Origin of the sequence: Cytobacillus sp. IB215316, assembly GCF_033963865.1 — a bacterium.
GTDB classification, from domain to species: domain Bacteria; phylum Bacillota; class Bacilli; order Bacillales; family SM2101; genus Nanhaiella; species Nanhaiella sioensis.
Window position 1 is genome coordinate 1 of record NZ_JAXBMC010000030.1, and the last position, 13,095, is coordinate 13,095.

Here is a 13,095-nt window from a genome sequence, read left to right on the forward strand (position 1 = left end):
TACTGCCTTTTCTTTTGTGATTCTATCATCAATGACATTAACTTCATCAAATGCAATACCTTTCTTACTAAACATATTCAAAGTTATATCAGCATATTTATCTGTTTTAGAATGTCCTAAAAAATCAGATGAAACAAAAACAAACGACCCATTATTAGTATAGTATTCCTTTATACATTTAACGAAATCATCTGTAAATCCATTAGGAAACCCACTGGTTAATATAGAGACCTTCATTTTTATCCCTCGTTCCTTGTTCTATTGTGAAAAGTAATTAGTTCCATTATTGAATAATTTTCATCGCCCAAAAAATAATCTAATAAACCTATTCTGTTGTACAATTTTTAATATAATTATAATACAATAAGTTATATTTTTCCTTTACTATTATTCAACTTTATCTAAGCCGCAAACCGAAAAGAGCCAAACATAAAGAAAGACGCTTTTCAGTATCATTTCTGAAAAGCGCCATATTGTTGAATAATAAAATGAAATAGTCTTAAAAGAGAATAATAACAGTCTAAAAAAGCATTCCGTTTGTTTAAGTACATTTATGCTCAACACTTAAACACTAATCAGTTTTTTAGCACTTTTATTTATTTCTTAACGAGTTTAAACCTGTAATACGTTTATAAATATCTGATACCTCATCTATAGCCTCTAATTTAATCCCTTCTACAGAATGTTATCCTTTATTCAATTACTGATACTTTCGTGAAACTAATAATCTACTAACGGTAACAAAACAATAGCCATACCATAATCCCTAAGAAAAAGAAGATATATGTACCGTCTAAAGAATAGCCTAAGAAGACGAAGATCATTATAATTACTACTAAAATATAATAGCTAATTTTTGAACTTTGCTCGGTAATCTTTCTTCCTAATTCTTCATTTTGTAAAATTCCATCTTTTTCTCCTCTCCACGTAATAGCAGAAAAAAACATCATAAATAAACTACTAAACGCCAAGAATTCATTAAATCCAACTTCTTTACCAGTAATGATTTTAAAGATTGTAAAACCAAGTACGGATAAAATTGCTAATCCTAAAATAAGTCCCCCAATTTTTCTAGTACTCATGATTTATCCTTCTTCCTCCTTTGTATAATAATTGATTATTCTAAATGTCATCTCGTCTTTTAGGGTTAAAAACTTCTTCGATAGGTTTATTTAGATGAAATGCAATATCAAAAGCTAATTGAAGACTAGGGTCATATGTATTATTTTCAATTGCATACCAACCCATAATAAAGTGATTAGCACCGATGAAACAATTATTAAGATAATTTTTTCGACATCAAATTCACCAACTTATTTTTTATAACTATATTATTATTTACTAAAATTATTATACCTCGTTAACCAGTCCTGCTTCTTGTATTTAATACCAATTATTTCGAATATCCAGAAAATAGGCAATCCTTTGTTACAGAACATGGCTCTAAAAATGAAAAAGACGCTAATCTTTATTTCAGATTAGCGCCATATCGTATTATGGGGTCAGCCAGTAACATTTCTGGTTGACCTATTTTTAATAGGTATTAATCTTAAGGTAGTCGGGGTAGAACGCTAGTGCCATTGGGACTCACATTCTACTCCGACTACCTAAAGGATAGCCTATAGAAAGAAGGCCAACCAGATAAAATATCAATCTGGATGACTTTATAATACGATATGGTCCTACAATGAAAAAAAGACGCATTTCGATAGTGAATTGACCACAAAAAGTTAGACACGTTATTAAATTTATGCAGCTTCGGCATGAGTTCGGTATTGTACTGGATAACGAAACGTTGTTTTCGTAAACTTTGTTGCTAGCCAGGAGTTAATTGACATTTTTTTATTTGAAATTATAATGAAGAAAGGAGGTGTTACCCGTGAAAAAGAAGTTATTTTGGTTTCCTTTGTTAGCGGCATTGTTATCAATGGGGGTTTTATATACAATCGGAAACATATTAGAAATTTCATTTTTGAGTTGGAATTTTTATAAAGAAAATCCATCAAAAGGGGTAATTTTTGAAACAGGAGGTTCGTTTATTCCTATTATAATTGGTTTTATCATTGGATTTATTACAGAACGAATACTCAAGAGTAACCATAAAAGGAACCCTAACTTGGTGTAGAACCAAGTTTTTTTATTCACTTCTAAACATCTCCACATTAGAGTAATTCGATTTAGGGACAGCACTAAATAAAAGTTGCCGCACTCGTTCTATTTGAGCAACCTTCTTGCTTTTTCAAGGTATCGGAACCAATGTAAGTAATGATTTTTCCATGATTTTGTTCCTTTCGCTATACGACACCCTATTACTTGAGTCGTACAAAAATGATATAACTGATCTAGCACACTAGTACAAATAAACTCAAGTAAATTATATAATATAAAGTACATCCTTTATTCTAACTTCAATATTATTTTGCTTCTTCTTTTCGAGAATAATCAGGGAGGTTGTTCCACAATATGCCCCTAAAATGAATAATGGTACATATCTATATTTTGATATGCACCATAACATCCAAAGTTATTAAAACTTGCTCGCACACTTATTGAACTCTATCACCTGTAAGTGAAAGATAATTTATGCTCTTATTCTATTGGTATATAGATGTCTGTCTTACTCTTCTTTTTAAAATCTTTAGGTGGCTCGGTAACATATAATTCAAATGGAACAGAATCTCTAGGTGTATATTTATCACTTTTCAGTAACCAGTCTGAATAAGCATACTTCCAAGCCTGTTCATACTCACCTAAACTTAGCTCATAATGTAATACAGCATATTTCCCGCCAAACTTCATAGTACCAATTATACCTTCTTCTACTATTGTAGTATTTGAGGGAACAGTCATTGCGACACTAGTTCGCAAATTATTAGGGTCAGTTACGAATGGATTGTCATGGTATATAGTCATTACTTTTGTGAAATTTTCCTTGATTAAATCGTATTTCTTTGCGAATTTGAAGAGTTCATTGAACATGTTACGACTGTTTTTTCTAAACTCTGTGTAAGTACCTTTGAAGCGTATATATATGACTTCCACTTCATAATTCTCCACTGTAATCATTGGCTTTTCCACAAAATCAACTCCTTTGACATTAGTTTAGCGAAGAATACTTATGAATTCTTGTCGTTTCTTGCTTTTCTAAATTCCAATGGAGACATCCCTAGATGCCTTTTAAATGCTTTATTATAGGTACTTACATCATTGTAGCCATATCGAAAAGCAATATCAGTAATACTTAAATCGGTGCGGACAGCGAGGAATATTCCAGACCGCTCTATCTTTATTCTCGTAACAAACTGTTTGACAGTCTCAGAACTATACTTACTAAATATACGATGGAAGTGATACTTGGACATATTTGCGTTATTTGCTAAATCATCTAGTGAAATTTTTTCGCTTAGATTTTTCTCAATATAGTCTTCAGATTTGTTCATTAATCTAATATATTCGTCCATTCTACACACCAACCAAGTTTTTTTTAATTATAACTAAATAGATTTAGTGAATACCAGCTAAATATCTCTTCAAATTATCAACTTTTGAGTAGTCAAATTTATATTTTCTTTCTTTTTCTATGGTATTGAATCTATAAATTAATCTGCCGTTACTTTTAGCGCAGAATTTCACAAGCTCTTCTATATTTTAACCTACAAATCCAAATTTCTTTAAAGGCATTGTTCTAGAATATGTCTGAAGTAAAAGCTTATTAATATCCACCGTAATAAGAAAATGACAACACACGACAATTATTCGCATGGGTTGTCAATTGTAAATTTACATTTATTTTGAAGCTATTTGGCTACAAATGTTTAGTGAAAAATTCGTTCACTGCACTATAAATCTTTAACTCATTATCTTTTTTAGTTAACCCATGGCCTTCATCATCTAGCACGATATATTCAACATCTCGACCTTTTTCAGTTAAAATAGCGACAATTTGATCAGATTCTTCTTTGACAACTCGTGGATCGTTTGCTCCTTGAATGACGAGCATAGGCTTAGACATATTTTCTAAATAAGTAATCGGTGAGTACTCAATAAGCTTCTCTTTATCTTTTTCTGGATGTCCAACGATCTGTGTCACCATTTGTTTCCAATGCTCTGGCACTGTCTCAATGAACGAAAAAAGATCACTTGGTCCACAAATATCGACAATCGCTTTAAAGTATTCTGGATGCCTACCGTGAAGTAATAAGGACATATATCCACCGAAACTTCCGCCCATAAGAAAAACTTTTTCACGATCAGCGAGCCCATTCCTAAACAGAAATTCTAGACCTTCAATATTATCAAGCCTTGGTCCTTTTCCCCAATCCCCTTCAACCATTTTTGTGAATGCCAATCCGTATCCGGTAGATCCACGGAAGTTAGGGGCGAAAATACTATAACCTTCACTTAGGAGATACTGAAACACGCCATCGTAGTTTTTTCGTTCAGCATACTGAGGTCCTCCATGTGGCCACAAAATGACGTGATCGTTACTGATTGAAGAGTTTGCTTTAAAGTATAGCGCTTCAATTTCCATTCCATCAAATGATGGATATGAGATTACTTCTGGATCAACAAGCTGTTCTTCATTCATGCCCAAAATACGGTTATTCGTAAGCTTATCCCAACATTGTTCATTTATTTTTTTTCTGTAAATATTTGAAGGCTTTGTAGCAGATGTACCAACTAAATATACATTACCTTGTTTTGTCACTTCTAATTTGTTGATAACTCCAACAGGACTTTTAAGTTCTGTTAATTTTGCTGTTTCGATGCCAAAAGAATATAGTTGGTCTTCCACACCTCTCTCACTTACGATATATAAAAGGTGTTGTTTCTTATCATACTTAATCATTTTAAAGATCTCACCTTGAAGTGAAACGACTTTACTAAACTCTTTATCTTCTATGTTAAATTTTGCAATGTAAGAAAAGTCTTCACCACAATTAGTAATGAAATAAATGTCTGATTCTGAGGTGTAGACAACATCTGTGACTGTGTGTTGTTCACTTGATTCTGGTGTAAGAGAAATTAACTCCTCATTTATTTTTACATAGGCAAGCATATGAGTAGGAGAGAAAAGCTTGAGAAAAAGAAAACTTTTTTCATTTGGGCTTACATCAAATAAATATGTAGGTCCATCATCTCCAGAAATTAACGTCTCTTCAATCCCGGTATCTATGTGATAGCAATAGCTTTTAAGATAGGTTGAGTCATCCTTATTTGACGTATAGTATAATCGATTTCCATCTTCTGATAAGGTCGGAACTAAATGCTGATGTCCTTCTGAGGTTCTTATTGGATTCAGCTGTCCTCCTTCTGGTGTGATCATGTATAGTTGTGAATTTTCATCTCCATTATTATCAAATGCAGCAATTATGAACTTACCGTCTTTGTCATAGCAAAGTCCTTGACAGCTCTGATCATTGAATGTAAGAGGATATGGAAATTGATTAGGTAAATCGAGTCCCCATAAATTAAAATTCCCACTAATATTTGTACTGAAAATGAGCTGACTTTCATCATTGTTTAAGACAAAATCTTGAATTGTGTACGCACGTAAAAATTGCTCTACATCTGGCTTTTTATAAGTAACCACTCAAAATCCTCCCTTATATTTAATTGATTGATCAATCAAAAGTATAACATGTATTTTTTATAAAATACAGAAAATTTTGTAAAATTATTTATATTTAAAAATAAACGTTTATGAAAATCTCTTAAATAGAAAGTCTTTTTAAATTGTACAGTTGTTCTTAGTGTAAAATACGGGAACGTCCGATTTGGACGTTCCCGTTCTTATTAACTATATATACAACCATTTCGTGTTATAAGGTCAGGTCATTCATTTCTGGTTGGTTGATTAATATTTAATTGCTATGATTCTTATGGTATTGAGATAGCACTACATTCTTGCGCCATATTGTTGAATAACAATTCTCAAGTTGGGCAGTGGAAAAAAACTAGACTGATTAATTATTGTGTGTAATAGTATATTTCCACTCTTTAAAAAGCCTAAATCAATTCTTCAGTTTTACTACTTTCCCGGTAACAGGATTAACTATAAACTCATATAAGTCTCCATTTTTTAAATTAATTACATCAAAGTAGTAAAAGCCTCCTACAAAGTAATAATCGTGTATAGTCCCTATGGCATACTTGACATCATCTTCATCCGGATAATAAATTACACTGTTTTCATATTCTGATTGTATTAGAGTTTCCACCTTATTGTATGCAGCTTTATAGGTTAGGTTAGGAAGAATAGAATAAAAAAGTATTAATGGCCCAATATAAAACAATAATAATATAAGAATAATCTTTTTATACTTCTTATTTAATAAACTAAATAGTAGAATCTTACTTTCTCTATCAAAGGATTTATTCACTATGTAGGGTTGTATAAAAATAACCATATAAAACACTAGCGCATAAATAATATTTTTATAAAAATGCTCATTAACGTAAGATAATGTTACAAATTCTATGGAACTAAATACAATAGCCGCGTAAAACCAGACTTTTTTCTTAGACATCATTGTTCAGGTCAACATTAGCATAAAAGACCTTATCCCTCCTCAAATCGCCTTAATTTCTATTATGTTTCTTATATAGATTAGCTTCTCATTTGAGCAATTATATTCAATAAGAGTAATCATACCATAATACCAGACACCATACTAAACCATGCATAATATTGATTCTCTTTTCTTAATATTGGAAATAATACAATTAAAATTGCTCCAACCCCAAACGAAATTATCATAATTAATTGTATAATAGTCTCTTTAAATAACATTAGTTCCTCCTGAGTTACATTAACAACCTAATATCCATACCATTACTTGTGTTTCCTTAATAGGGTTAAGGTAGAAAGGCCCTCTACAAATAAGTTTACTATTTAACTACTTTCCCCGCCTCATGTTGTAAAACTTTAAATTTAAACGGCATTAACGACTAAACTACATCAGTAAGCTTCCTGTGCTTTCTCAAATTATAAATTCCACAGATTAAGTAGAAAAAAGAACTCGAACCAAAGATACTAAGCGTAATTACCAGGTTGAAATTGAACTGAGAGAGCACAATAGCAAAAACAATTAAGATAAATGAGTTTATAAAGTAAAATACATACTTAGGAGTGTTTTCTATTATAAATCCCTTTCTGTTCTGAAGTTTTTTATATCTCTAAAATTTAACTTAATAACAATTATTTTATAATCTCATTTTGAGCAATCGTTTTTCTCTAATCAAAACATGTTCACAATTTTATACTATAGCACTAACAATTTGAATGTGAAATAAGCAAACAAAGAAAGACGCTTTTCAGTATCATTTCTGAAAAGCGCCAGATTGCTGAAGTCATTATTGTTGAAAAACATCTGGCAGTTTAAATGTATCTATTCAGAAATTATCTCATTTCGATACTTATTCATTGATATAATGATATTTTTTTCCTTAATTATTTGCCCTGATTCGTCTTCCCATAGCACTTCTGCATATATTTCCTCAATATTTGCAATCGTTATTGGAGTTCCTTTATATATTAATGGTGATGGACTTTCGTATTTTTCTATTTATATCTCGTTTATTTTTGGTATGAAGCCACCTCGAGATTGCGAATATATCGTTTCTTCTTCTACTACTATTTGCTTACCTGTACTGTCCTCTATTTCTTTTCTAATAGCCGTATATACACTAAAATCATAGAAATTTGTTTTCAACCCATCTTTAGATAAAACTTGTATGTTAATACAAACTTATATTTCCCTTCGCATGGTATTTCGCTTTTTTTTCCATTGTAAAGATAGCACTTTACAATTGACTGATAGTCATTTATAATTGACCGCTAGTCATTTATAGGGGTTTATGACTATACAAATTAGATATGGAGGCTACGCAAATGGATAAAAATGTGATTTTAATTACAGGTGCATCATCAGGTATCGGAATAGAAACGGCAAAAAAATTAGTTAAAGAGGGTCATGTAGTGTACGGTGCAGCCAGACGTGTGGACAAAATGAAAGATATAAAAAAACTTGGCGCGAAAATATTAGAAATGGATGTGACGAATGAGGAACAGGTAGTTCAAGGGGTGAATCAAATCATAAAGGAACAGGGAAGAATTGATATTCTTTTTAATAACGCTGGATTTGGATTATTTGGAGCAGTTGAAGACATTAGTATTACGGATGCAAGATATCAATTTGAAGTAAATTTATTTGGTACTGCTAGAGTGACTCAACTTGTATTACCGCATATGAGATAACAACAAAGTGGTAAAATCATTAATACTTCATCTGTTGCGGGCAAAATTTATTCTCCACTTGGCTCATGGTATCATGCAACGAAACATGCATTAGAAGGTTGGTCTGATTGTTTAAGGTTAGAAGTAAAACAATTTGGAATTGATGTTATTCTCATTGAACCTGGACTTATTATTACTGAGTTCGGTAATAATGTTTTAGAAGGTTCAATGATAAAAAATTCAGGTGAAGGTGCATACCGCTCACTAGCCACAGATGTCAAAAGTAACACAAAACTCTTATGAAAAAGGAACTGGTTCACATCCAATTGTTATTGTAAATGAAGTTTCCAAAGCGATTAAAGCTACTAATCCTAAAACAAGATATGCTGCTGAACAATTTGCGAAACCCTTCATTTTACTTCGGAGATGGCTTAGTGATAGAATATTTGATAGAATTATGATGAGCCAAGTAAAATAAAGATTTAAGTAAAGTTATAGAGGTGGTTAGGAATGACCCTGAACAAGAGGGCGATGACAGACGACGCAAAAGCAAAAAAAGCTACTCATATTATAAATGTTGCACGTGAATGTTATATGAATAGTACTTTTAAAGACATCAAAATGTCAGATATAGCCCAAAAAGCAGGGGTATCCAAAGGCACATTATTTAATTACTTTACTTCAAAGGAGCATTTATTTACTAGTTTACTTTTAGTTGAGTATGAGAAATGGACGAAACATATTGAAAAGGTGTTAAGTGAAATTGACGAGATGGATTTTAACGACTTTAAGAAATTCTTTCTAAATGAAATGCAGCATATTCTGGACCCTAATTCTATATATATTCGACTGAGTGCATTAAAAAATTCAATATTGGAAAGTAATATGGATGTTGAAACGGTAGCTAAAGTTAAAAAAGAAATATATGATATCGGATATCGAATGTGTGCTTTATTAGCTAATAAATTTGAACCTTTTAGTCAAGAAGTTATGGTGGAGCTTTTTTTAATTCAAGATGCCATCATCACTGGATTTGCAAATACAGCAATTATACCAGATCACGTTCAATATGCACTTAAGAAACATAACTTAGATGGAGTTAGTTTGAATTTTAGGGAGTCTTCTTTAAAAGTGATGGAGTATTATTTAGATGGGTTTTATGATCAGTACACAAAAGAATAGTTATAAGTTTAATAAATGAAGTAGTCCTTGATCAATTTTAGATTTAAGGGCTTTTTTGTTTGGTCACCGTGTTGGCTGCTTATAGAACTTTAAAAACCTCTCTCATAAACAGAGTTTGGACTTAATATTTTTCATTATAGTGGAACCAAACTAATTAACTATGTCTAGATATAAGGATCTTTTTAACATTTATAACCTAATAAATAATTAATCAAAAAAACTTGTTATTCCACAATATGGCCCTAAAATCAATAAAGGCACATATCTATATTTCAGATATGCGCCATATCGTATTATGAGGTCAGCCAGTAACATTTCTGGTTGACCTTTTTTAATAGGTATTACTCATAAAGTAGTAGGGATAGCCTTAACTACATTCTTGCGCCATATTGTGGAATATAAAATTTACACTAAAAAAATTCTTGTAAATAATTTGTTAATTATAATTATTTCAGAATTAAAAATTCACACATTCTTCTTAACCGTTTTAAGAGACGTCTTTCGTATTGTATAAAAAATGCCCAAAAGCAGAATACACTAATTCATGATAATTCCAATAATAACCTCTTTTAAAACTGAACACTAAATCCATTAAATTTATGTATTCCTGTACCAAATTTTACGAGACCATTTTCTTTTAAAAAGATAATTCCTTTTTTAACTTCCCTCAATATGTTTTTTTCAAGACCTAATGAGTTATGTGAGCCATATATCATCATAACGTCCTCAATATTTGATATTCTTTCTAGAGAATCAACTAAATTAACAGGGCTTGTAGAAGGATAATAAGCATAAATTGGTGTTTGATCATAAAGTAAATCACCCGTGAATAGGTATTTCTCTAATCTATCAAATATAGATATATGACCTGGCGAATGTCCAGGAGTATGATAAATTTCTAGCTGCCTGTTACCCAAATCAATTACATCACCATCTTTCAATAAACCTGTCGGTTCACCTTGAAAGGGTTGATATGTATTAGGGTTAAATGTTTCTGGTGTGGGAATTGTTATGTCTCTACTTATGTGATCTCTTATTTGCTCTATAGATAATCCTCCAATCCCATTCACCAACCAATCTTTATCTCCCTCATGTACATAAATTTCCTTATACTCCCCATGGCTTCCGATATGATCAGCATGTACATGTGTAGTTAAAACCTTTATAGGTAATGAGGTTAGTTGATCAGTGATCCTTTTTATATTATCAATACCAAGTCCTGTATCAATTAAAGCAGCTTCCGAATCACCTAATAATAAAAATGAATGGACTTTTTCCCAATGTCCATATTCGCTTATAGCAAAAGTTGAATTTCCTATTTCCTGAACCGTAAACCATCTATCATTTATCAAAGTCATCATATACCCTCTCTTTCTATGATATAAAAATGTAATTATTAATATTTATTTTACAATATCAAACTTACATTCATTAATTTACCAATCTAATTATACTGAAAGGGTTTATCCAGAGTAAATATTAAACTTATAAAAGAAAATACTAAATGTACCTGTTTAAACGAAGGTTAATCTTTAACACTCAAGCCCAAATCATAAATAAAGGTGCATCTCTTAGAGAAATGTGCCTTATCGTATTATAAGGTCACTCAGATTGATATTTTATCTGGTTGGCCTTCTTTTTATAGGCTATTCTTTAGGTAGTCGGAGTAGGACGTGAGCGCCAGTGGGATTTGATCCCTCCGCAATACTGTCCACTCCAGAACCAATAACTTTTAACTTTATTCATTTATGTGTATACATTTTTTATTACATAATCGTTGTATAAGTATAGGGAGGACAAATGATGAAAAAAGAAAATATACTAGCCTCCTATCTTATCAATTTAGGAGAGGAAGTGCTCAGTTTATTACTAGTGAAAGGAGCCAAAAAAGAAGATGCCGAAGATATCATTCAAAACACTTTTTACAAAGTGTACACACTATTGGATGATTTAACAGAGAGCAGTTTACGACCATGGTTTTTTAGAGTAGCACTCAATGAATATATTGATCTGAAAAGAAAAAAGGATCAGCAGAACATCTACTTATCCGAGGAAATTTATTCAAAGCTACAATATACAGACCACGAATTTGATGCTTTTTTAAATAAAGATGAAATTTTCTATTTATTAAAAAACATAAAAAAAGAATACAAAGAAGTTTTCTTTTTAAAGTATTACTATGACTTTTCATATGAAGAAATTGCGAGTATGTTGGATATTAAAGTAAATAGTGTAAAACAAAATTTATATCGTGCACGTAAAACTATTCACTCAAAAATTGGGGGCAACCACTAATGAACAATTCTTTGACAAGTGCATTAAAAAAAGCCAAGCGGAAACAATTACTAAAAATCCTTATTACTTCAATTATAGTTGTACCTATTATGTTATTGCTTTTTTATAAAACTGGCAATTATTTTGCAGCCAAAAGTTCTACAAGACTTTACGAACAACTGTTCTTATATAATGCAATTGCAGAACCAAATATTCAAATCGATTCTCAAGTTATAAGTAACTCTTCCATGTTTGGGGGCAACATTGTGACGAATCGTTCAAAAAATATAAATGGTTATTTAGTACAATGGAGTACACTCACAAGTTCTTATGAATGGGGTGGAACTAATATTGATTACAATGAGTTAATACCGGGATTTTATAGTTCTGATACGGAATTCTATGAGTATGACAAACAAACAAAGAAAAAAGTAGCAACATTTTATCACCCTTCTATACAAAAGTACTATGATGGTGTACAAAACGAGATAGAAGAAATAACACTAATGGAAAATCACGTTGCCGAAGTTGCGATTTCTTTCAAACAACCTTATACTTTACAAGAAATCCAATCAAAAATTCCTGATAATTTAAACATCGTATGGTTGTATATGACATCGCCAATTGTAGATGAAAGTATAGGACCATCTGGTCTGCCGGTTTATGGTTTTGAACCATCTGATTCTCCGAAAGAAGCATATAAAAGCTTTATTGATTCACTTGAAAAATATGATGTGAATAATAATAACGACACAATTCAAGAATTTTTAGAATTCAACAAAAACAAACAGTTTGAAGAAGTTAATATTTTAGGGGTAATGCTAACTGGTCAAACCCAAAACTTTAAAGCCTTAGTAAATCAAGATTTTATACGTGGTGCCTCTGTAGGGGCAACTGCACAAATCGTTCCTTATATTAATCTAAAGAATTAAAGAACAAAGAGGCTGGGACATAAGTGGAAAACTAACTGGTTTTTATACATTACGCAAAAATAAAACCGCACGAAATCAAGGTTTATAAATTTGATTTCGTGCGGTTTCTTCATTTTAATTGGGTTTTGTCCCAGCCTCTCTCTATTTGTTACTAAACATAATGAAGAAAAATACTAATCTTTTGTTACAGATTAGCGCCATTTCGTATTATGAGGCTTCAACCAGTTACCTAGTTGATCCATTTTTAATTGATATTATTCTTAAGGTAGTCTGGTTAGCCTTAGCTACATTCTTGCGCCATATTGTGGAATAACAATTCTCAGGTTGGGAAAAAACTAATAGACTCATTAATCATTGTCGTTATTAATTTCATTATTAGTTCATTTTCTATCGTGATATATTCCATAATCCAGTGAAGGTTAATGGAATTGTAAATTTCAATCCAAATATACTAGTATCTCTTGGATT

The 13,095-nt window shown here is 31.4% G+C and carries 13 protein-coding genes and 2 pseudogenes; 5 read left to right on the forward strand and 10 right to left on the reverse strand.

Annotation, left to right across the window (positions count from 1 at the left end; translation table 11 throughout):
* Both SLH48_RS21655 and SLH48_RS21660 read right to left on the reverse strand, forming a co-directional pair.
* The coding region (locus tag SLH48_RS21655; RefSeq protein WP_320259812.1) for a hypothetical protein at positions 1 to 237 on the reverse strand (237 nt) is incomplete at its 3' end.
* Between the two features lie 494 nt (positions 238 to 731).
* The gene (locus SLH48_RS21660) at positions 732 to 1,082 is read right to left on the reverse strand and encodes a hypothetical protein (protein ID WP_320259813.1); all 351 of its coding nucleotides are present in this window, start codon (positions 1,080 to 1,082) and stop codon (positions 732 to 734) included.
* Positions 1,083 to 1,879: 797 nt separating this feature from the next.
* Here SLH48_RS21660 and SLH48_RS21665 point away from each other — a divergent pair.
* A complete protein-coding gene (locus SLH48_RS21665; RefSeq protein ID WP_320259814.1) occupies positions 1,880 to 2,125 on the forward strand; it encodes a hypothetical protein in 246 nt (81 codons plus the stop codon).
* Between the two features lie 12 nt (positions 2,126 to 2,137).
* Here SLH48_RS21665 and SLH48_RS22575 read toward each other — a convergent pair.
* From SLH48_RS22575 to SLH48_RS21695, 7 genes and pseudogenes are all read right to left on the reverse strand, one after another.
* Positions 2,138 to 2,271 (reverse strand): annotated as a pseudogene (locus tag SLH48_RS22575) (IS1595 family transposase); the annotation flags it as partial.
* 318 nt (positions 2,272 to 2,589) lie between these two features.
* Positions 2,590 to 3,078 carry an AraC family transcriptional regulator gene (locus SLH48_RS21670; RefSeq protein ID WP_214484982.1) on the reverse strand — a complete coding sequence of 163 codons (489 nt, stop codon included), beginning with the start codon at positions 3,076 to 3,078 and terminating at the stop codon, positions 2,590 to 2,592.
* Between the two features lie 38 nt (positions 3,079 to 3,116).
* Positions 3,117 to 3,461 (reverse strand): helix-turn-helix transcriptional regulator, encoded by a 345-nt coding sequence (locus SLH48_RS21675; RefSeq protein ID WP_214484983.1) that lies wholly within the window; start codon positions 3,459 to 3,461, stop codon positions 3,117 to 3,119.
* Between the two features lie 344 nt (positions 3,462 to 3,805).
* Positions 3,806 to 5,593, reverse strand: a complete 1,788-nt coding sequence (locus tag SLH48_RS21680; protein WP_320259815.1) for a S9 family peptidase — start codon at positions 5,591 to 5,593, stop codon at positions 3,806 to 3,808.
* Between the two features lie 421 nt (positions 5,594 to 6,014).
* Positions 6,015 to 6,221: a hypothetical protein gene (locus SLH48_RS21685; RefSeq protein WP_320259816.1), complete on the reverse strand. Its 207-nt coding sequence runs from the start codon at positions 6,219 to 6,221 to the stop codon at positions 6,015 to 6,017.
* Between the two features lie 428 nt (positions 6,222 to 6,649).
* On the reverse strand, positions 6,650 to 6,793 hold the full coding sequence (locus SLH48_RS21690) for a hypothetical protein (RefSeq protein WP_320259817.1): 144 nt from the start codon (positions 6,791 to 6,793) through the stop codon (positions 6,650 to 6,652).
* Between the two features lie 775 nt (positions 6,794 to 7,568).
* The gene (locus tag SLH48_RS21695; protein WP_320259818.1) at positions 7,569 to 7,715 is read right to left on the reverse strand and encodes a hypothetical protein; all 147 of its coding nucleotides are present in this window, start codon (positions 7,713 to 7,715) and stop codon (positions 7,569 to 7,571) included.
* A gap of 179 nt (positions 7,716 to 7,894) precedes the next feature.
* Here SLH48_RS21695 and SLH48_RS21700 point away from each other — a divergent pair.
* A pseudogene (locus SLH48_RS21700) lies at positions 7,895 to 8,542 on the forward strand (oxidoreductase).
* Between the two features lie 207 nt (positions 8,543 to 8,749).
* The gene (locus SLH48_RS21705) at positions 8,750 to 9,421 is read left to right on the forward strand and encodes a TetR/AcrR family transcriptional regulator (protein WP_320259819.1); all 672 of its coding nucleotides are present in this window, start codon (positions 8,750 to 8,752) and stop codon (positions 9,419 to 9,421) included.
* A 569-nt stretch (positions 9,422 to 9,990) separates the two neighbouring features.
* On the opposite strand, the gene SLH48_RS21710 is transcribed toward SLH48_RS21705, so the two are convergent.
* Positions 9,991 to 10,779 carry an MBL fold metallo-hydrolase gene (locus SLH48_RS21710; protein WP_320259820.1) on the reverse strand — a complete coding sequence of 263 codons (789 nt, stop codon included), beginning with the start codon at positions 10,777 to 10,779 and terminating at the stop codon, positions 9,991 to 9,993.
* Positions 10,780 to 11,224: 445 nt separating this feature from the next.
* On the opposite strand from SLH48_RS21710, the gene SLH48_RS21715 reads away from it, so the two are divergent.
* Together SLH48_RS21715 and SLH48_RS21720 are read left to right on the forward strand one after the other, a co-directional pair.
* Positions 11,225 to 11,716 (forward strand): RNA polymerase sigma factor, encoded by a 492-nt coding sequence (locus SLH48_RS21715; protein WP_320259821.1) that lies wholly within the window; start codon positions 11,225 to 11,227, stop codon positions 11,714 to 11,716.
* Entirely contained in the window at positions 11,716 to 12,627 is a 912-nt protein-coding gene (locus SLH48_RS21720; RefSeq protein ID WP_320259822.1) for a sigma factor regulator N-terminal domain-containing protein, read from the forward strand. The genes SLH48_RS21715 and SLH48_RS21720 overlap by 1 nt, the downstream gene beginning before the upstream one ends.
* Positions 12,628 to 13,095: the final 468 nt, after the last annotated feature.

Bases quoted from the DNA above. Each gene is read 5' to 3' on its own strand.
- SLH48_RS21660 (WP_320259813.1), bottom strand. From the start codon at position 1,082: ATGAGTACTAGAAAAATTGGGGGACTTATTTTAGGATTAGCAATTTTA.
- SLH48_RS21675 (WP_214484983.1), bottom strand. From the start codon at position 3,461: ATGGACGAATATATTAGATTAATGAACAAATCTGAAGACTATATTGAG.
- SLH48_RS21720 (WP_320259822.1), top strand. From the start codon at position 11,716: ATGAACAATTCTTTGACAAGTGCATTAAAAAAAGCCAAGCGGAAACAA.
- SLH48_RS21710 (WP_320259820.1), bottom strand. From the start codon at position 10,779: ATGACTTTGATAAATGATAGATGGTTTACGGTTCAGGAAATAGGAAAT.
- SLH48_RS21690 (WP_320259817.1), bottom strand. From the start codon at position 6,793: ATGTTATTTAAAGAGACTATTATACAATTAATTATGATAATTTCGTTT.
- SLH48_RS21705 (WP_320259819.1), top strand. From the start codon at position 8,750: ATGACCCTGAACAAGAGGGCGATGACAGACGACGCAAAAGCAAAAAAA.
- SLH48_RS21715 (WP_320259821.1), top strand. From the start codon at position 11,225: ATGAAAAAAGAAAATATACTAGCCTCCTATCTTATCAATTTAGGAGAG.